Origin of the sequence: Pseudomonas sp. SJZ078 (assembly GCF_007828255.1) — a bacterium.
GTDB lineage: Bacteria > Pseudomonadota > Gammaproteobacteria > Pseudomonadales > Pseudomonadaceae > Aquipseudomonas.
Genome location: NZ_VIUG01000006.1, coordinates 77,450 through 95,527 on the forward strand (window position 1 = coordinate 77,450; position 18,078 = coordinate 95,527).

The 18,078-nt window shown below is 59.8% G+C and carries 15 protein-coding genes, 1 tRNA gene and 3 pseudogenes; 17 read left to right on the forward strand and 2 right to left on the reverse strand.

Translation table 11 applies throughout. The annotated features are described in order from the left end of the window. Positions 1-41: 41 nt before the first annotated feature. Entirely contained in the window at positions 42-920 is an 879-nt protein-coding gene (locus tag FBY02_RS08230; RefSeq protein WP_144925797.1) for a triacylglycerol lipase, read from the reverse strand. A 326-nt stretch (positions 921-1,246) separates the two neighbouring features. On the opposite strand from FBY02_RS08230, the gene FBY02_RS08235 reads away from it, so the two are divergent. Beyond that, positions 1,247-2,350, forward strand: coding sequence for a hypothetical protein (locus tag FBY02_RS08235; RefSeq protein WP_256662498.1), 1,104 nt, complete (start codon positions 1,247-1,249; stop codon positions 2,348-2,350). On the opposite strand, the gene FBY02_RS08240 is transcribed toward FBY02_RS08235, so the two are convergent. After that, positions 2,329-3,399, reverse strand: a complete 1,071-nt coding sequence (locus FBY02_RS08240; RefSeq protein WP_144925800.1) for a 3-deoxy-7-phosphoheptulonate synthase — start codon at positions 3,397-3,399, stop codon at positions 2,329-2,331. The genes FBY02_RS08235 and FBY02_RS08240 overlap by 22 nt on opposite strands. Before the next feature lie 642 nt (positions 3,400-4,041). Between FBY02_RS08240 and FBY02_RS08245 the strand changes: the two genes are divergently transcribed. The 16 genes and pseudogenes from FBY02_RS08245 to FBY02_RS28695 all read left to right on the forward strand — a co-directional run bounded on the left by FBY02_RS08245 (position 4,042) and on the right by FBY02_RS28695 (position 18,023). Further along, entirely contained in the window at positions 4,042-4,476 is a 435-nt protein-coding gene (locus tag FBY02_RS08245; RefSeq protein WP_144925803.1) for an N-acetyltransferase, read from the forward strand. Between the two features lie 127 nt (positions 4,477-4,603). Then, positions 4,604-5,245, forward strand: coding sequence for a UvrY/SirA/GacA family response regulator transcription factor (gene uvrY / locus FBY02_RS08250; protein WP_144925806.1), 642 nt, complete (start codon positions 4,604-4,606; stop codon positions 5,243-5,245). A gap of 2 nt (positions 5,246-5,247) precedes the next feature. After that, the gene (gene uvrC, locus FBY02_RS08255; RefSeq protein ID WP_144925810.1) at positions 5,248-7,071 is read left to right on the forward strand and encodes an excinuclease ABC subunit UvrC; all 1,824 of its coding nucleotides are present in this window, start codon (positions 5,248-5,250) and stop codon (positions 7,069-7,071) included. Positions 7,072-7,103: 32 nt separating this feature from the next. Next, complete coding sequence (gene pgsA / locus FBY02_RS08260) at positions 7,104-7,664, forward strand: CDP-diacylglycerol--glycerol-3-phosphate 3-phosphatidyltransferase (protein WP_144925813.1); 561 nt, start codon at positions 7,104-7,106, stop codon at positions 7,662-7,664. Positions 7,665-7,727: 63 nt separating this feature from the next. Then, positions 7,728-7,803: transfer RNA gene (locus FBY02_RS08265), tRNA-Gly, on the forward strand. A 227-nt stretch (positions 7,804-8,030) separates the two neighbouring features. Then, positions 8,031-8,174, forward strand: coding sequence for an Arm DNA-binding domain-containing protein (locus tag FBY02_RS28675; RefSeq protein ID WP_371921402.1), 144 nt, complete (start codon positions 8,031-8,033; stop codon positions 8,172-8,174). Positions 8,175-8,930: 756 nt separating this feature from the next. Further along, positions 8,931-10,571 (forward strand): methyl-accepting chemotaxis protein, encoded by a 1,641-nt coding sequence (locus FBY02_RS08275; protein WP_144925816.1) that lies wholly within the window; start codon positions 8,931-8,933, stop codon positions 10,569-10,571. Between the two features lie 4 nt (positions 10,572-10,575). Beyond that, positions 10,576-11,109 carry a chemotaxis protein CheW gene (locus tag FBY02_RS08280; RefSeq protein ID WP_144925819.1) on the forward strand — a complete coding sequence of 178 codons (534 nt, stop codon included), beginning with the start codon at positions 10,576-10,578 and terminating at the stop codon, positions 11,107-11,109. Between the two features lie 68 nt (positions 11,110-11,177). Beyond that, a pseudogene (locus FBY02_RS28680) lies at positions 11,178-11,801 on the forward strand (Cache 3/Cache 2 fusion domain-containing protein); the annotation flags it as partial. A gap of 237 nt (positions 11,802-12,038) precedes the next feature. After that, positions 12,039-12,962: pseudogene (locus tag FBY02_RS28685) on the forward strand (methyl-accepting chemotaxis protein); the annotation flags it as partial. Then, on the forward strand, positions 12,959-13,873 hold the full coding sequence (locus tag FBY02_RS08290) for a chemotaxis protein CheW (RefSeq protein ID WP_144925825.1): 915 nt from the start codon (positions 12,959-12,961) through the stop codon (positions 13,871-13,873). The pseudogene FBY02_RS28685 and the gene FBY02_RS08290, both read left to right, overlap by 4 nt. Before the next feature lie 7 nt (positions 13,874-13,880). Beyond that, positions 13,881-14,687, forward strand: coding sequence for a protein-glutamate O-methyltransferase CheR (locus tag FBY02_RS08295; RefSeq protein ID WP_144925829.1), 807 nt, complete (start codon positions 13,881-13,883; stop codon positions 14,685-14,687). Further along, positions 14,680-15,192 carry a chemotaxis protein CheD gene (locus tag FBY02_RS08300; protein ID WP_144925833.1) on the forward strand — a complete coding sequence of 171 codons (513 nt, stop codon included), beginning with the start codon at positions 14,680-14,682 and terminating at the stop codon, positions 15,190-15,192. Before FBY02_RS08295 ends, FBY02_RS08300 begins: the two co-directional genes overlap by 8 nt. Continuing rightward, a complete protein-coding gene (locus FBY02_RS08305) occupies positions 15,189-16,250 on the forward strand; it encodes a chemotaxis response regulator protein-glutamate methylesterase (RefSeq protein WP_144925836.1) in 1,062 nt (353 codons plus the stop codon). The genes FBY02_RS08300 and FBY02_RS08305 overlap by 4 nt, the downstream gene beginning before the upstream one ends. Positions 16,251-16,478: 228 nt before the next feature. Next, positions 16,479-17,165 (forward strand): annotated as a pseudogene (locus FBY02_RS28690) (cache domain-containing protein); the annotation flags it as partial. A 123-nt stretch (positions 17,166-17,288) separates the two neighbouring features. After that, on the forward strand, positions 17,289-18,023 hold the full coding sequence (locus tag FBY02_RS28695; RefSeq protein WP_371921404.1) for a methyl-accepting chemotaxis protein: 735 nt from the start codon (positions 17,289-17,291) through the stop codon (positions 18,021-18,023). Positions 18,024-18,078 lie beyond the last annotated feature (55 nt).

An 18,078-nucleotide genomic window follows, 5' to 3' on the forward strand; every position in this document is an offset into this window, starting at 1 on the left:
CGGTTGTTGTCAAAAATGCGTCAAAACCTTGAACCTGCCGATTACAGCCCCGCTTTGCGCAGGCGTTCGGCGTGCCGTACATAAAGTTCCAGCGGGGTTGTCCCCTTGTGCGTGCACCCGGACGGATGATGGATGGCCTGCAGATGATCCATCGGATAGTCGGAGCGGATGACCCTGCCCAGGTGCGAGCTGAAGCGCCCCACCAGCCCGTCGTTCTGTCCGGCTTCGGTGATGAAATATTCGGAGAAGGCCCGGCAGAACACCTGGAAGGGATCCGTCGCCTTGGGCTCTGCGCCGGGTGTTTCTTGCAGCGTGCCGCTCCAGGAGTAGTAGCGCACGCCGTTGACCAGCTCCGGTCCCTTGCTTCCCCAGTTCCTGGGCAGGCCTTGCGGGTATTTGTCGTTGAATGCGCCAACGCCTTCAGTGGTCAGTGCCGCCAATGCGGCGATGGCGTTGTGTGGGAGTCGTGCCTGGCCGCCGAGCAGCGCAATAAAGTCGACAAACAATGTGGCGACCCTGCTCGCGACGTGCTCCGGCAGGCGTCCGGGCGTGAGGGCCTTGCGCAGGAAGTCGGCCAGTTCCGAGCCGTGGTTGGGCCCGCTGACCGAGGTCACCGAGGCGACCTTTCCGGGCGCCAGCGCAGCGGCATAGCGGGACGCCAATGCGCCTTGGCCGTGCCCGATCAGGTTGACCCTGGTGGCCCCGGTTCCGCTCAGGACCCGATCGATCTGGAGTAGCAACTCTTCACCGCGAGCCTCATTGGCGTAGGTGGCCGACAGGTATGGGATGAATGCCCGGGCGCCGGCGCTGCGCAGTGCCTGCTTGATGCCCAGGAAAAGTTCGGAGCCAGCGACCCTGTCAAACCCGAACAAACCATGTACCAACAGGATAGGAAATTGAGTGGTTGCATTCCGTTGCATGTTCGTACCTTTTTCGAAGAGGTTCATGTTGAATTTGCGACACCACTGTAATGCAGCCTCTTGCGCCGGGGTGTAGGAAGAAACCGCTGTGGCCGACCGAAAACGGACTAGAGAAGGCGGGAAGAATCAGAAAAGTGGCCGAATGATGTGTTTGGTTTCGGGATGCGTCTGATAGACCCGGTTGCATGCAGCTACAGTCTCAAGTGCAAGGGACCACCCGCGCTGTCGTCTTGTCTGACTGCGGGTTTGCGAGGAGCAGGTTTTAATGGCTCTGTCAGACGCCGTTACAGGAAAGGGCGTCTTCATCCAAGGATTGGAACCCATACATGACCACTGACCCATTTGGCCGGCGAGCCCGGCTCAGCGCTCGGACGAAACTCCGGGCCCCCATCCTGGCGGCGGCAAAGGGCGGGGTGATCAACCCGGCCTGGAGCAAGGTTGCCATTACTCTCAAACCCTATCCGATGATGACGTGCGGCGATGAAGTGCTGCTGTTCTGGCATGGGCTCAATTCGGACGGCGAGCCGTATCGACATGAGGTCCGCCGGTCCGTCACAGAACGACAGGTCGACCGGGACGTCATCTTCGTCGTGCGCGAGCCCCACATCGCCGAGCTGGACGGCGGCTCGCTGGACATCTTTTATCAAGTCACCGGTAGACGGCTTCCGGCCCCGATGCACTCGGAGCCCCTGCAATTGGTGATCGGTGATGCAGCGCCGCAACTGCTGCCGGCCGTTGCCACCGATGCGGTGGGCGGCAGCCTCGATCCGAAGCGTGTCCCCGAGGGTACCTGCGTGAGCATTCGGCCTTATTCAAGAATGGCTGTCGGGGACCGGCTGATCCTGATCGGCAGCAGGGATTCCAAGGCGCTCTGGCGCGATGTACTGGACATCGAAGCCCATGCCGTCGGCCGCGAAGTCTCGTTCTGGATAGATCACGCACAGATTGCCCCGCACCTGGGGCATCGCCTGGAGCTGGCTTATGTCGTCAGGCGCGGCCATTCCGTACGCCGCGCCGAAACCTTGTCGCTGCACATCGGCGCCCTGGTGCGCCCGCCGCTGAGGGCGCCCCGGATCCCGGGTGTGAAGCAGGGTGAGCTGGATGTCGACGAGCAGGAGAAAGGGGTAACCATTACCATCGACAATGCCGGATTCGAGATTGGCGAGTTGGTCTGGCTGCAATGCGATGGCAGCTACGCCTATGTCAGCGAGCGCGAAATCGCCCCGTCAAACGTCGGCCAACCGATGACCTTCGTGGTCCCGGCGGACTATTGGCAGAGTCAGCGGGGTAGATCGGTGCGGGTTCGCTATCAGGTCGAGCGCCTGGACGATGTGAGCCAGCATTTCGCTGGAGTCGAGATTCATGTGCGCTCCACGAACGCCCTCCCGAAGGAGGGCATGCACGACATTCAGGTGGCTGATAGCAACTGACGGTGGGCCTGACGTAGCAGTTGCTCGGTGGATTCCCAGCCAAGGCAGCCGTCAGTCACCGATACGCCGTAGCGCATCGACGGGCTGATGGGCTGGCAGCCTTCGAACAGATGGCTCTCGATCATCATGCCGATCAACGCGCGGTTCCCTTGCAGCCGCTGCGCCAGCACGTCGTTGAATACCTCCGGCTGGCGCGAGGGATCCTTGCCGCTGTTGGCGTGACTGCAATCCACCATGATCCGGGCCGGTATCTTCAGGCGGTTCAGATCATTGTGTATCTGCGCGACGCTCTGGCGGTCGTAGTTCGGGCCGCGGTGTCCACCCCGCAGCACCAGGTGGGTGTCGGGGTTGCCCTGGGTCTGGATGATTGCCGGATGCCCCTGGCCGTCGACGCCGAAATGCCGGTGAGGGTGGGCGGCGGAGCGCATGGCGTCGCAGGCGATCCCGACGCCGCCGTCGGTGCCGTTCTTGAAGCCGACGGGTATGCCGAGGCCGCTGGCCATTTCCCGGTGGATCTGCGATTCGGTGGTGCGTGCGCCAATGGCGACCCAACTGAGCAGGTCGTCGAAGTAGTTGGCGGCCATGGGTTGCAACAGTTCGGTGGCGACGGGCAGGCCGAGCTGCAGCATTTCCCGCATCAGTTCCCGGGACAGTGTCAGGCCGCCCGCCATGTCATCGCTACCATCCAGGTCGGGATCGTACGCCAGGCCTTTCCAGCCCACGGTCGTGCGGGGCTTTTCCACGTAGGCGCGCATCACCAGGAGCATGCTGTTGCTCACCTCGCGGGCCAGGCGCGCCAGGTTGGCGGCGTATTCAAGGGCGGATCTCGGGTCGTGGATGGAGCACGGGCCAACAATGACCAGCAGGCGAGCATCCTCACCGTCCAGGATTGCACGGACGGCCTGGCGATGGGCGTCGACTTGTTGGCTCAACGCGTGGCTGAGGGGGACTTGATGTTTGAGCTGCAACGAGCTGGGCAGACGCAGGGTCAGGGCTTCATTGGCAGGGTTGAGCGTGGACAGCGGCAAAGCGGAGACGGACGAATTCATGATCTGGCTTCCTGGGCGTGCAGCGGGTTCGTTCCCGCGCCGGCCCTAGTGGGGTGTTCGACAGTTGGCCGTACTGGCCTTAAGTGTTGGCATGCCACCGATAGGTGACCGATCGGAGGCGGCAGGCTGTCCCGAGCGGAGGCTGGTAAATCGCCAGGCGCAAAAGTCGTAACGGTAATAAGTGGCGTAGTTCATGGCTTGACCCTCAAAGTTGTCGGTGTTGCAAAAATACAGGGCTGAAAAAACAAAACCCCCGGTCGGGAGGCCGACCGGGGGTTTATGAACTCTGGAAGGCGACCCGTTAAAGTGGGCGCCGGTTGGGTATCAGGCGCGCCAGTGGCTAAACCAATACCCAAAATAAAAGTTGGCCGGAGCAGCAACGCTGTTCGCCCGGGCAGCCGCAACCGAGCGCGGGGCGCTGACGGCTTGAAGCGGTGAGAGGGCGTTGAACATGGTCTGTCTCCGATGAATGGTCCCGAGCTTACCGAGGCTGGGGCTCCGATTCAATAAGAAGTTTCTATCGCCGAGATGCAATTGTTCGTGGCATTGAGTCTGGCTGACATTATGACAAACTCTGGTCTTGCGCCTGGATGCTGTCATTCGGCTCGCAAATTTCGTTGGCGTTGTTTTGACGAGGTACCCATGAGTTTCCAGTGGCGTGCGGCCACCACCACAGACATCGATTTCGCCCGGCAACTGACCTGCGCCAACATGCTGCCGTATTACCTGCGCCATGATTTGCTCTGGCAGGACGAGGCATTTGACCTGGCATGGATCATTCGCCAGAACTGGCTGATCTGCCGCGAGGACCGGGTGCTGGGGTTTGTCAGTCTGAGCCGCGATGCCAGGGCCTTGTATATCCGGGAATTACAGATCGCCCCGGCGTTCCGGGGGCAGGGCGCCGGGACATGGGCGATTGGACAGGCATGGGACATGGTCGCGTTGGAGCGGCGCCCGGCGTTGCGCCTGACGGTGTTCAAGGACAATCCGGCCAGGAAGCTCTATGAACGCATGGGGCTATACGTCGCGGGTGAGGATGAGTGTTTCCTGAGAATGCAGCGAGACGCTGAGGCTTGAGGCCTCGGATAGCTTGTCCCGGGAAGACTTGCTGTAACTTTTTAATGCCCCTTGGCGCTAGGTCTGCCGGAAGCTTTTTGCTAAGGTGTGAGGCAGTCCATATAAGACCGAATGGTGAGGTGTCTGCTTGATTAGGGTGTTAGTGGTCGATGACCATGATCTCGTTCGTACGGGCATTACACGAATGCTGGCTGACATCGACGGTCTGCAGGTGGTTGGTCAGGCCGAATCCGGGGAAGAGTCCCTGATCAAGGCGCGTGAATTGAAACCCGATGTGGTCCTCATGGACGTGAAGATGCCTGGCATCGGCGGTCTTGAGGCCACGCGCAAGCTGCTGCGCAGTCACCCGGACATCAAGGTGGTCGCGGTAACCGTCTGTGAGGAAGATCCGTTCCCGACCCGGTTGCTGCAAGCGGGCGCGGCGGGTTACCTCACCAAGGGCGCCGGCTTGAACGAGATGGTCCAGGCCATCCGCCTGGTGTTCGCCGGGCAGCGCTACATCAGCCCGCAGATCGCCCAGCAGTTGGCGATCAAATCATTCCAGCCGACCAATGAATCGCCCTTCGATGCGTTGTCGGAGCGGGAAATCCAGATCGCCTTGATGATGGTCGGTTGTCAAAAAGTGCAGATCATCTCCGATAAACTGTGCCTGTCGCCGAAAACCGTCAACACCTACCGTTACCGTATCTTCGAGAAGCTTTCGATCAGCAGTGATGTCGAACTGACGCTGCTGGCAGTGCGTCATGGCATGGTCGATGCCAGCGCCTGATAATGACCGAACTGTTTGATCCCAGTGCTTTCCTGTCCACATGCAGTGGCCGTCCCGGCGTGTACCGCATGTTCGACGGCGACGCACGCCTGCTGTACGTGGGCAAGGCCAAGAATCTCAAGAAGCGCCTGGCCAGCTACTTTCGCAAGACCGGCCTGGCCCCCAAGACCGCCGCGCTGGTGGGGCGCATCGCGCAGATCGAAACCACGATCACCGCCAACGAAACCGAGGCGCTGCTGCTCGAGCAGACGCTGATCAAGGAGTGGCGGCCGCCGTATAACATTCTGCTGCGGGATGATAAATCCTACCCCTACGTGTTCCTGTCCGATGGGGCGTTCCCGCGCCTGAGCATTCACCGTGGCGCGAAAAAGGCCAAGGGCCGCTATTTCGGCCCTTACCCCAGCGCCGGTGCGATTCGTGAAAGCCTGAGCCTGCTGCAAAAGACCTTCTTTGTGCGCCAGTGTGAAGACAGCTATTACAAGAACCGCACCCGGCCCTGCCTGCAATATCAGATCAAGCGCTGCAAGGCGCCTTGTGTGGGGTTTGTCGAGCCCGAAGTCTATGCTGAGGACGTGCGTCACTCGGTGATGTTCCTGGAAGGTCGTAGCAATGCGCTGGCCGATGAGTTGTCGACCGCGATGGAAGAGGCTGCGATCAATCTGGAGTTTGAAAAGGCCGCCGAGTTGCGCGACCAGATTGGTCTGCTGCGCCGTGTACAGGACCAGCAGAGCATGGAGGGTGGCAGCGGCGACGTCGATGTGATCGCGTCGTTCATCAACCCGGGCGGTGCATGCGTGCATCTGATCAGCGTGCGGGGTGGCCGCGTGCTTGGCAGCAAGAACTTCTTCCCCCAGGTAGGTATCGAGGAAGACGTGGCCGAGGTCATGTCGGCGTTTCTCGGCCAATACTACGTCAGCAGTCCGGAACGCGACCTGCCGAGCGAATTGATCGTCAATGTGGTCCACGAGGACTTCCCGACCCTGATTGAAGCCATCCATACGCTTCGCGGTCGCGAGCTGACCATCAGCCACCGCGTGCGCGGCACCCGGGCGCGCTGGCAACAACTGGCGGTCACCAATGCCGAACAGGCCCTGGGCGCGCGCTTGGCGAACCGCCAGCACGTCGCGGCGCGGTTCGATGCCTTGGCCGATGTCCTCAACCTGGACGAACCACCGCAGCGGCTGGAGTGTTATGACATCAGCCACTCCAGTGGCGAGGCCACCGTGGCGTCCTGCGTGGTGTTCGGCCCGGAAGGCCCGATCAAGTCCGATTACCGCCGCTATAACATCGAAGGCGTGACCGCCGGCGACGACTATGCGGCGATGCACCAGGCACTGATGCGACGCTTCGGCAAGCTGAAGGACGGGGAGGGCAAGCTCCCGGACATCCTGCTGGTGGACGGTGGCAAAGGGCAACTGTCCATGGCCCGCGACGTGCTCAATGAACTGATGGTTCCCGACCTGATCCTCCTGGGCGTGGCCAAGGGTGCCACGCGCAAGGCCGGTTTCGAGACCCTGTACCTGAACGATGCGGCCCATGAATTCACCCTGAAAGGGGATTCCCCGGCGTTGCACCTGATCCAGCAGATCCGTGACGAAGCCCACCGGTTCGCCATCACCGGCCACCGCGCCCGCCGTGGCAAGACTCGCCGCACCTCCACCCTGGAAGGCGTGGCAGGGGTCGGCCCGACACGGCGACGGGACTTGTTGAAACATTTCGGTGGATTGCAGGAGCTGTCTCGTGCCAGCATCGAAGAGATCGCCAAAGCTCCCGGTATCAGTAAAAAGCTCGCAGAGTCGATTTATGCGAACCTGCATAGCGAGTAGAATGCCCGTCAACCTCGCAGCCAGTTGTGCCGATGAATATCCCAAATCTGCTTACCGTTCTACGCGTCCTGCTCATTCCGATCTTCATATTGCTGTTCTATTTGCCGTACCACTGGAGCTACGTGGCCTCCGCTTCGGTCTTCGCTTTCGCCGCTGCGACGGACTGGCTGGACGGTTACCTGGCTCGCCGCCTGGAGCAGAGCACACCGTTCGGCGCTTTCCTCGATCCGGTGGCCGACAAGCTGATGGTCGCAGTGGCCCTGGTGCTGCTGGTGCAGGAACACGGCAACCTCTGGCTGACCTTGCCGGCGGCAGTGATCATCGGTCGTGAAATCGTCGTCTCGGCACTGCGCGAGTGGATGGCCGAGCTGGGTGCTCGCGCCCAGGTCGCGGTGTCGAACCTCGGCAAATGGAAAACCGCCGCGCAGATGCTCGCCCTGGTCATCCTGCTGGCCAACCCCTCGGACTTCAGCTTCTGGGTACTGATGGGCTATGCACTGCTGCTGATTTCCGCCGGCCTGACACTGTGGTCGATGGTCCAATACCTGCGCGCCGCCTGGCCGCATCTGCGGACCGACGTGGACTCGAAATAAAACTTTTTTGAATCAAAGGGTTGACGGCGTAATCTGAATCTATAGAATGCGCCACACCAAGACGCGGGAATAGCTCAGTTGGTAGAGCACGACCTTGCCAAGGTCGGGGTCGCGAGTTCGAGTCTCGTTTCCCGCTCCAATTATTGTTCTATTGGCTTCTATTGAAGTCTGTAGAAATTAAAAAAAAGAGACTTCGGTCTCTTTTTTTGTTTCCGGTAAGTTCCACTTGGTACCACGACTAGCCACGATTTTTTAGTACATTTTTTTGTACATCAATTCGGCATTTGGTAAATCACTTTTTCGTGGTTCTCGCCTCACTGGAAACCGTAAAAATCTCCTCTATTCAAACGAGACGGAGATTGTACGATGGCTCTCACCGATAATGCAGTCCGGCTCGCAAAACCCCGTGCCAAGGACTACACCCTTCCTGACTACAACGGCCTTGCTCTTTTCGTGAATACGAAAGGCGACAAGTACTGGCACTTCCGCTTTTCCTGGGCGGATAAGTAACCCCGTATTTCTCTCGGTACCCATCCTGAAATTAGCCTTACGAGATGCTCGCGCTCTGCGTGATGTTGCCAGGGCGCTGGTCGCTAGGGGGCATCGATCCGCGTGTCCATCGGCAACTGGAACGTAATGCTAGGCGCCTGGCCACGGAAAACACCTAAGAAACGGTTGTTCAGCATTGAAAGTGCTACGCAAAGTTGGGCATCGTGTTTCTGGTCGTGGGTCTCGATAGCCTGGTCGGACCCAGAACGTTCCGCTTCAATTGACCGTCGAGTCGGCTGACAGCGAGGGCGCTCAGGTTGAGATGTAGAGGGGCGCCTTACCTTCGTTGTTCATGGCCAGTTAAGCCTTTGGGCCAGGTGGGTGATCAGTCGGTGGGCAGGTGTAGTTGCACTTCCAGCTACAGCATGCCGTGCTTAATGTAGGGCAATCCTTACTATCGTCTCCAAAATGCTCACTGAAAAACCAGCAGGGTCTGATGGCTGATTGTTGGTTAGAACCTACATCATGCCTGCTGGCATTTTGCTGCGAATCTTTCGTCGCGTAGCGAGCGGCATCGCTGCCTGCCAGCGGCTCGATCGGTATAGGGCGGATCCGTATCAAGCATGGCAATAGATCATGCCGTGGTCCACGCATCCTCCAGTCTTCGTCGCGACCCCACTTGTCGCCTGCCTCCTGACGGCAGGAGAGCAGGGTGTCTATGGCAAGCGCGACTTCGTCAGCGCCTAAACAGTTGTTTTATTAAAGGGTCGTAAAGTAATGAAGAGTGTTTTCGTTGCGACGAAGCTGGGCTTGGGATTCGCGTCCGTCATATTAATTACATTGATTATTGCGCTGGTTGGTTTGGCGGGTGGCAATAACATCAACACCATGCTCAACGAAATGTACGCCAATAACCTGACCCCTATCAAAGACGTGGCGAATGCCAACATGCAGGCCGTTTACCATAATCGTGGGCTTTATGACTACTTGATTTCCGACAAGGCCGAGCAGGGCAATATTGTTGAGAGTATGAATGGAAATAAAGCGAAGATGGCAGAGCTGCTCGATAAATATAGCAAGACCTATCTGACTGATCGCGAAAGGGACCTGCTGAAGAAATTTGATGCCGCCTGGGGCCCTTATGAGTCTTCGGCCAAGAAGGTCTTGACCCTCGCGCAAACCGATAACCTGAAAGCTACGGATCTCATGAATAACGAGACCACGCAGTTGTTTCAGGTCGTTGATGATCTGTTGTCAGATATCGTCGATTTCAACGACCAGTTGGCAAAAGAGGCTTACGATCAAAGTGACGTGGCCGCAAACAGAGCGCAGCAGATTCTCATCGGTCTGCTGATTGCAGCGGTATTGGTTTCAGTCTTGATCGCCTTCCTTATTATCCGTGGTTTGCTCCGGCAGTTGGGCGGCGAGCCGGCGTTTGCGGCGCAGGTGCTCTCCAGGGTTGCAGCGGGGGATCTCGGTGTAACCATCCCTCTACGTAATAACGATACCAGCAGCATGCTCGCCGCGATGAAGAGCATGGTAGAGAAACTTTCGCAAATCATCGGCGAGGTGCGTGGATCGGCCAATGCCTTGACCAGCGCTTCCGAGGAGGTTTCCGCTACCGCACAGTCCTTGAGTCAGGCCTCCAGCGAGCAGGCAGCCAGCGTCGAGGAAACCTCGGCCTCGGTCGAGCAGATGTCCGCTTCCATCGAGCAAAACACCGCAAACGCCCGGGTCACCGACGGTATGGCGGGCAACGCGGCCAAACAGGCCGTTGAAGGCGGCGTGGCGGTCAAGGACACGGTCAGCGCGATGAAGAGCATCGCGGAAAGGATCGGCATCATCGATGACATCGCCTACCAGACCAACCTGCTCGCGCTCAACGCTGCTATCGAGGCTGCCCGTGCCGGTGAGCATGGCAAAGGCTTTGCCGTGGTCGCCGCCGAGGTGCGTAAGCTGGCTGAGCGCAGCCAGGTTGCCGCCCAGGAAATCGGTGAGGTTGCCAAGGGGTCGGTGGCCCTGGCCGAGCGCGCCGGCAGCCTGCTCGATGAGATTGTTCCGGGCATTGCAAAGACCAGCGAGCTGGTCCAGGAAATTGCCGCCGCATCCGCCGAACAATCCTCTGGCGTGGGCCAGATCAATACGGCGATGAACCAGCTCAACCAGATCACCCAACAAAACGCCTCTGCCTCAGAGGAGCTGGCCGCCACCGCCGAGGAAATGAGCGGACAGGCCGAGCAGTTGCAGCAACTGATGAGTTTTTTCAGCCTTGCGGGCCACGGTGAACATGAGCGCGGCGCGCCTCTCTTGACTGCCTCTGCCAGGTCCAGGGTAGTTACCAGCCTGCCGGCCATCAGCGGCGTGGCTGAAACTGATAATTCGGCGGTGCCGAGCGGTTTCGTGCGTTTCCAGGAGTGATGCCGTGGGACAGTCGATCAAGCTGGACAATCACGTAGCCTCCCTGCAGATCCGACAGTATCTGACCTTCACCCTGGCCGGCGAACAGTTTGCCGTGGGCACGTTGAGTGTGAAGGAGATCATTGAGTACGGTGAACTCACCGGTGTGCCGATGATGCCACCCAGCATCCGCGGCGTGATCAATCTGCGTGGGGCAGTGGTGCCGGTGATCGATCTAGAGGTGCGCTTCGGTGGACGGCCGACCGAAGTCGGCCGGCGCACCTGCATCGTCATTCTCGAAGTGGATCGCGGCAATCAGCAACAGGTCATTGGCATATTGGTCGATGCAGTGAACGAAGTGTTGGAAATCAATCTGTCGGACATCGAGCCGCCGCCGGCCTTCGGCGGGCATGTGCGCACCGATTTCATCCAGGGAATGGGCAAGGTCGACGGCCGTCTGGTGATTCTTCTGGACATCGGCCGGTTGCTTTCCGTGGGTGAGCTCGCTGCGTTGGATGAGGTGAGCGAGGCGCTTGAGTTCGGAGAGTCGGATAGTTGACCTCTAAAGTTCGTATGAGCATTTCTGCGCGCCTGATGATCGCGGTTACATTCCCTATCGCGTTGTCAATGATCGGTGGTGGGTTCTTCGTGGGGCTGCATGAAATCGACGTCGCCCACGCGGACCTCAAGCTTTTGAACGAGGAAAAGCTCAAAAGCGTGGAAGAGCTTCTGCAAGTCACCGACACGCTGCTGCGCGACCGTGTGAAGAATGGGATGCGTTTATTGCAAGAGCGCAGTACGTCGATGGGCGGCGCAAGCCTGGGCTCGGATGTCCTGGTCAACAATGTCGCTGTTCCCGACTTGCTGCTCGGAGGGCATCCCCAGGCCAGCGACTTCCGTATCGTCGACTCTGTAACCGCCGATATGGGTGGGGGCAGCGCGACCTTGTTCGCCAGGAACGGCGAAGATTTCGTGCGCATTTCGACCAACGTCATGCTCGATGATGGGCGGCGGGCGATCGGCACTCGACTGGATCCGAAAGGCAAGGCCATTGCAGCCATCCGCCAGGGGAGAGCGTTCTATGGTCTGGTCGACGTGCTCGGCCATCCTTACCTGGCCGGGTATGAACCGATTTTCGACGCTCGCGGCGCAGTCATCGGTATCTGGTATGTCGGTTACAAGATCGAACTGCAAGCGCTTCGGGAAGCCGTAGGCCGCACCAATATCCTGGACAGTGGTTTCATGGCGGTGCTGGATGAATACAACCGGGTTTTGTTCCGGTCGGACAACGTCAGCAGCGAGCAGGTGCTCGCTGTGGTCGAAGGCACTGACGGTGAAGATTGGCAGATCGACACACGCACGTTCGACAAGTGGCCATTTCATCTGATCATGGCTTACCCCAAGGCTGAAGGTGACCGGCAGGGTAACGCGGCGTTCCTGTGTATTGCGGTGAGCGGTGTCCTGTTGTGCCTGCTGGTGATCGCCGTGCTGCAAGTGCTGGTCTCGCGCATGCTCGGCTGCCCCTTGAGTCGGGCGGTCAGTGTGGCCCACCGTCTGGCTGATGGCGACTTGACGATGAAAATCGATGTCACCAGTACGGATGAGGTGGGGCAATTGCTGTCCGCGTTGCAACGTATGCTCAAGCAGCATGTGCAGGTCATCGGCGAAGTACGGGCCGCTGTGAGTATCTTGTCGAGTTCCTCGGAAGAGCTTGCAAGCACTGCCCAGAGCATGAGCCAGGCGAGCGATGAGCAGGCGGCGAATATGAGCAGGACCGAGGCGTCGACCCAACAGGTCTCGGCCTCGATTCTGCGCAACCGGAGCAACGCCAAAGTGACCGAAGACATCGCGCTCGCTGTCGCCAGGGAAGCCGGGGAGGGCGATCGCGCGGTGAAGGAAACATTGCAGGCGATGAAAAGCATCGCAGAAAGGATCGGCATCATCGATGACATCGCCTACCAGACTGACCTGCTCGCCCTGAATGCCGCCATCGAGGCGGCGCGTGCCGGCGTGCATGGTAAGGGCTTTGCCGTGGTGGCCGGCGAGGTGCGCAAGCTGGCCGAGCACAGCCAGGTTGCGGCTCAGGAGATCGGTGAAGTGGCAAAGGACAGCGTGGCATTGGCCGAGCGTGCCGGCAGTCTGCTGGACGAGATCGTTCCCGGCATCGCGAAAACCAGCGTACTGGTCCAAGAGATCGCTGCCGCTTCCGAAGAGCAGTCCTTAGGCGTGGGTCAGATCAGCTCGGCCATGAATCAGCTTAACCAGATTACGCGTCAGAACGCTTCGGCCTCCGGAGCGCTGGCGGCCATGGCCGAGGAAATGAGTGGCCAGGCCGAGCGATTGCAGCGATTGATGGGGTTTTTCACGCTTGAGGGTCACCACGAGCGTGCGCGGTCAGGAGCAATGCAATGAGCTCATTGATTGACGCCGGCAACCTGGTGTTCTGGCTACTTGCGTCCCTGGCGCTAGGCATCGTGGTACTCGTCGTCCTGAGCATTCGCCACCGGTCGGAGCGGCGCATCGACAGGCAGGCAAGTGTTCCAACTGCGTCGCTGGTCGATGCCGGGTCCGACGACCTCGAGCGTTTCAATCGATACGCGATCGAACAACTCAGCGCTATCTCGCAAGTGCTTGCGACAAAGCACCTCGAGATGCCCTCTGACGGGCAAGAGGACGGCGATTCCCGTTGTCATGTGGGTTATGGGGCCATCGGCGAGCAACCCGATGTTCGGTTACACATGGAACTCGGTGAACTTGACGAAAAAGTGCGCCAGCTGAACGGGCTCGCTGCTCGATTACTTGATACAGAGCAGCTCCTTGTCGATATGGACAGGGGGGCATTGTCGACCGCCGACACACCTGCCGCGAACAATCACTACCTCTTTTTTACACTCGGTGGCGAGCGGTTCGCGGTGAGTGCATCCAGCGTCGAAACGATCGTCGGAGCCGCTCGAATCGTTGCCGGGTCCGGTACATCGAAGCGGTTGCGTCGGGCGATCAGATTTCGCGATGCGCTGGTGCCGGTGATCGACTTGGGTTCACATTTCGGTTGGCCGCCGATAGAGATCGGTTCAGGCACCAGCATCATCATTTTCGAAGTGATGCGCGACGACGGCATGCAGATGATCGGTGTTCTGGTCGATGCGGTTGTCAACGTGTTGCCGATCCCTGCGCTGGACATCCAGTCGCCGGCAACATCGAACAGCGGAATTGCGAGCGATTTCATTCGCGGCACCGTCACGATCGACAATCAGGGCGTCACCTTGCTGGATATCGGGCAAGGCCTTTCTGCCAATGAGTTCCTCGCCCTCGGCCCAAGGTGACCTGAAAATGAATAATCCGGTGCTCTCCGATAAAGAGTTCCAGCAGTTTCGCGGCATGATTTTCGAGATTGCCGGGATCAGCATGTCCGATGCCAAGAAGCCGCTGGTCAGCGGTCGCCTGGCCAAGCGCGTCCGCCAGCATGGGCTGTCCGGCTATGGCGAATACTTTCGCCTGCTGATGAGCGAGCGCGCGGAACTGCAGGTCGCGGTGGACCTGTTGACCACCAACGAAACCTACTTTTTTCGCGAGCCGAAGCATTTCGACTTCCTCCGTGAGCGGATCCTGCCGGAGTTGCTCGACCGTTCCAGCTTGCGCGTCTGGAGTGGCGCCTGCTCCTCCGGCGAGGAGCCCTACAGCATCGCCATGACCTTGGCCGATGCCCTCGGCAGTCGACCCTGGGAATTGTTCGCCTCGGACCTCAGTACACGCATGCTGGAAAAGGCCCGCGCGGGCTTGTACGACATTGCCGACGCCGAAAACATTCCACGGCCGCTGTTGAACCGATATTGCCTCAAGGGAGTCGGCGAGCACGCCGGTAAGCTGCTGATAGACCCGGCGTTGTGCAACCGTCTGCGTTTCCAGCAGATAAATTTGAATTCAGCGCTGCCGGAACTGGGTGAGTTCGAGGTGATATTCCTGCGTAACGTAATGATCTATTTCAACCTCGAGACCAAGCGTCAAGTGGTGCGGCGCATGCTGCCGTTGCTCAAGCCGGGTGGCTATTTCATCGTCAGCCACTCGGAGAGCCTGAACGGTGTCTGCGACGAGCTTAAAGTCGTGGCCCCTTCCATCTACCGCAAGCCTCATGCGTAGACCCGACGGCATCATCGAGATCTTTTTGCAGCCGGGCGAGTTGTATTTCGGCGACCGCTACACGCGCATCCGGACTCTGCTGGGCTCCTGTGTATCTCTGGTGTGTTGGCATCCCAGGCTGCTGATCGGCGGCATGTGCCACTTCATGCTGCCGACCCGGCCGCACCCGCCAACCGGGGAGCTGGACGGCCGTTATGGCGATGAAGCCATCGAGCTGATGCTGCGTGAAGCTCGCGTTCACGGCGTCTCGCCCATGGAGTTCCGCATCCAGTTATTCGGCGGCGGCAACATGTTTCCCTCTATCGGTAGGCAAAAGGACAGGCACGTGGGCAAAAAGAACGTCGACGCCGCCAGGCAGTTGCTACAGGTTCACGGTCTGACGTGCAGGGGTGCCCATGTGGAGGGGGTGGGCCACCGCAACCTTATCTTCGACCTGTGGAGCGGCCATGTCTCGCTCAAGCATGTTTCGCCGGCACTGGACCCACGCCAGGGGACGCGCGCATGACGCCCATCAAGGTCATGATCGTCGACGACTCCGCCGTGGTGCGCCAGGTGCTGTCGGCCGTGCTCGCCGCACAGCCGGGGATCGAGGTGATCGGCGCGGCCGCCGATCCGTTGTTCGCCCTGGAGAAAATGCAGCGGCAATGGCCCGATGTGTTGGTGCTGGACGTGGAAATGCCACGCATGGACGGCATCACGTTCCTGAGGAAACTGATGGCTGAGCGACCGACTCCGGTGGTGATCTGTTCTACGCTGACCGAGGCTGGGGCGCAGACCACCCTGCAAGCGCTGGCGGAAGGCGCGGTCGGTATCGTCAGCAAACCCAGGCTGGGGCTCAAGCAATTCCTCCACGAAGCCGTTGACGAACTGGTCCAGGCCATCCAGAGCGCGGCGCGGGCCAACCTGCGCCGTCTGGTCCCCCAGGCTGCTGTCAAATTGTCCGCCGACGCGATCCTGCCAGCCGCAAGTCTGGCGATGGCACAGACCACCGAGACGCTGGTGGCCATCGGCACCTCCACCGGCGGCACCCAGGCGTTGGAAGCGATACTTACGCGCTTGCCGCGGGCCTGTCCCGGCCTGGTCATCGTTCAGCACATGCCGGAACGCTTCACCGCGGCCTTCGCCGAGCGGCTGAATAGGCTGTGTCGGATCGAGGTGCTGGAGGCGCGCAATGGTGACCGGGTAACCCCAGGGCGCGCGTTGATCGCCCCCGGTGGGCGGCACATGCTGCTAACACGAAGTGGTGCCCAATATCACGTGGAGGTTCGCGACGGCCCGCCGGTCAGTCGGCACCGCCCTTCGGTCGACGTGCTGTTTCGCTCCACTGCCCGTGCGGCCGGCGGCAACGCGCTGGGGATCATCATGACCGGTATGGGCGACGACGGTGCGCGCGGCTTGAAGGAAATGCGCGAGGCGGGTGCACGAACCCTTGCCCAGGACGAGGACAGCTGCGTCGTTTTCGGCATGCCGAAGGAGGCGTTCAAGTTGGGCGCGGTAGAGCGGATGCTCCCCCTCGGTGAGATCCCCGCGGCGATCCTCGCGGGCATGACCGGCAGGCGATGAATACAAGCTTTCCCAGAGAACCCACTTATATCGATGGGCACTGACGGCTCTGTAAGGGGGATGGGCTGTGCAGCTGAAAAGAGGCCCGAGCCCGGAGCCTGAAAAATCACCTTCGCCTCATGAGGATCGAACATTCAAATGAAAATTCTTCGCAACATGCCCATCAGCCGTCGGCTATGGATCGTACTCCTGCTTGCCATGACCATGCTTCTTTTGCTCGGTTTGACGATGTTGCGCCAGATCTACATCGAGGACTATGCCGCCAAGGAACAAAAGACCCGGCAAGTGGTTGAAGTCACCATGAACATACTTGAGCACTACCACGGTTTGGAAAAGACCGGTGCACTGAGCCGCGAAGAGGCACAGAAACAAGCCATCGTTATGGTGCGCAAGCTGCGTTATGACGGTGATAACTATTTGTGGATCAATGATCTCGGGCCGAAGATGTTGATGCATCCGACCAATGCCAAGCTCGACGGTCAGGACCTCTCTGGATTCAAGGATCCGGACGGCAAGGCCCTGTTCATGGACATGGTCGCGGTCGCCAAGAGCAAGGGCGGTGGTTTTGTGGACTACCGCTGGCCCAAACCGGGCGCCAGCGAGCCAGTGGGGAAAGTCTCTTATGTCCAGCTGTTCCAGCCATGGGCCTGGGTGTTGGGCTCAGGCGCGTACACCGATGACGTGCAAGCCGCGTTTCGTGCTCAGATGTGGAAAGCTGCCGCTGTGTTCCTGGGCATCGGCCTGCTGCTGGGCGGCCTGATCATACTGATCAGCAAGAGCATCACCCGGCCATTGAGCGACGCGGTGCGCGCGATGGCCGATATCGCCGGCGGAGACGGCGACCTTACGCGTCAACTGGACGCTCGCGGTCAAGATGAGCTGACCGCACTGGCCGGTCACTTCAACGGTTTCACTGGAAAACTGCGCGGCGTGATCGAGCAGTCGTTGCAAGCGGCCAATGCACTGAATCAGGCATCGGCTTCACTGAATGCCATCGCCACCGAAAGCCAGGGCCACAGCGTGCAGCAGTCACAACAGATGGAGCGGGTGGCTGCGGCGATCGATGAGGTGACGTACGGCGTCCAGGATGTGGCGAAGAATGCCGAACAGGCCGCCGGGGAAGTGCGTGACGCCGATGAGCGAGCCCGGTTGGGGCAAAGCAGTATTGACAATTGTTCACGGCAGATCGAGCAGCTGTCAGGGACCATCGAGCAAGCGGTGGCGGTTATTCAGACCCTCTCGCAGGAAAGTACCCAGATCGGAAGGGTGCTTGAAGTGATTCGCGCCATTGCGGAACAAACCAACCTGCTTGCCCTCAATGCCGCCATCGAAGCGGCGAGGGCGGGAGAGCAGGGTCGCGGCTTTGCCGTGGTGGCGGACGAAGTCCGCATGCTGGCTCAGCGCACTCAGCTATCGACCACCGAGATCCAGGGCATGATCGAAACCCTGCAGCGTAACTCCGATGCCGCGGTCAAGGTGATCGACGAGAGCCGCCAGGGTTCGCAACTCACCATCGAACAAGCCAACCTGGCCAGCCGCAGCCTGGATCAAATAGGCCATTCCCTGCGTAACCTGACCGGGCTCAATGCCTCCATTGCCAGTGCGATCTCTCAACAATCTCAGGCGGTCGAAGACATCAACCGCAACGTCACCCAGGCCACCGGCCTCGCACAGGAAAACGCTCAGGCCGGCGAACGAACCAGTGCCGCCAGCCAGAATCTGCGGCAATTGGCCGGTCACCTGAATCGTCTGCTGGGCCAGTTTCGGGTTTGAACCGTAAATCCGCACAGCAAGTTTTTGCAGTTTGGAAAACTTCAGAGGGCGGGTT

Excerpts from the sequence above, each read along its gene's own strand:
- FBY02_RS08305 (WP_144925836.1), top strand. The coding sequence starts at position 15,189 with ATGACGCCCATCAAGGTCATGATCGTCGACGACTCCGCCGTGGTGCGC.
- FBY02_RS08245 (WP_144925803.1), top strand. The coding sequence starts at position 4,042 with ATGAGTTTCCAGTGGCGTGCGGCCACCACCACAGACATCGATTTCGCC.
- FBY02_RS28675 (WP_371921402.1), top strand. The coding sequence starts at position 8,031 with ATGGCTCTCACCGATAATGCAGTCCGGCTCGCAAAACCCCGTGCCAAG.
- FBY02_RS08295 (WP_144925829.1), top strand. The coding sequence starts at position 13,881 with ATGAATAATCCGGTGCTCTCCGATAAAGAGTTCCAGCAGTTTCGCGGC.
- FBY02_RS28695 (WP_371921404.1), top strand. The coding sequence starts at position 17,289 with ATGGAGCGGGTGGCTGCGGCGATCGATGAGGTGACGTACGGCGTCCAG.
- FBY02_RS08240 (WP_144925800.1), bottom strand. The coding sequence starts at position 3,399 with ATGAATTCGTCCGTCTCCGCTTTGCCGCTGTCCACGCTCAACCCTGCC.
- uvrC (WP_144925810.1), top strand. The coding sequence starts at position 5,248 with ATGACCGAACTGTTTGATCCCAGTGCTTTCCTGTCCACATGCAGTGGC.
- FBY02_RS08300 (WP_144925833.1), top strand. The coding sequence starts at position 14,680 with ATGCGTAGACCCGACGGCATCATCGAGATCTTTTTGCAGCCGGGCGAG.
- FBY02_RS08235 (WP_256662498.1), top strand. The coding sequence starts at position 1,247 with ATGACCACTGACCCATTTGGCCGGCGAGCCCGGCTCAGCGCTCGGACG.
- FBY02_RS08290 (WP_144925825.1), top strand. The coding sequence starts at position 12,959 with ATGAGCTCATTGATTGACGCCGGCAACCTGGTGTTCTGGCTACTTGCG.
- pgsA (WP_144925813.1), top strand. The coding sequence starts at position 7,104 with ATGAATATCCCAAATCTGCTTACCGTTCTACGCGTCCTGCTCATTCCG.
- FBY02_RS08275 (WP_144925816.1), top strand. The coding sequence starts at position 8,931 with ATGAAGAGTGTTTTCGTTGCGACGAAGCTGGGCTTGGGATTCGCGTCC.
- FBY02_RS08230 (WP_144925797.1), bottom strand. The coding sequence starts at position 920 with ATGCAACGGAATGCAACCACTCAATTTCCTATCCTGTTGGTACATGGT.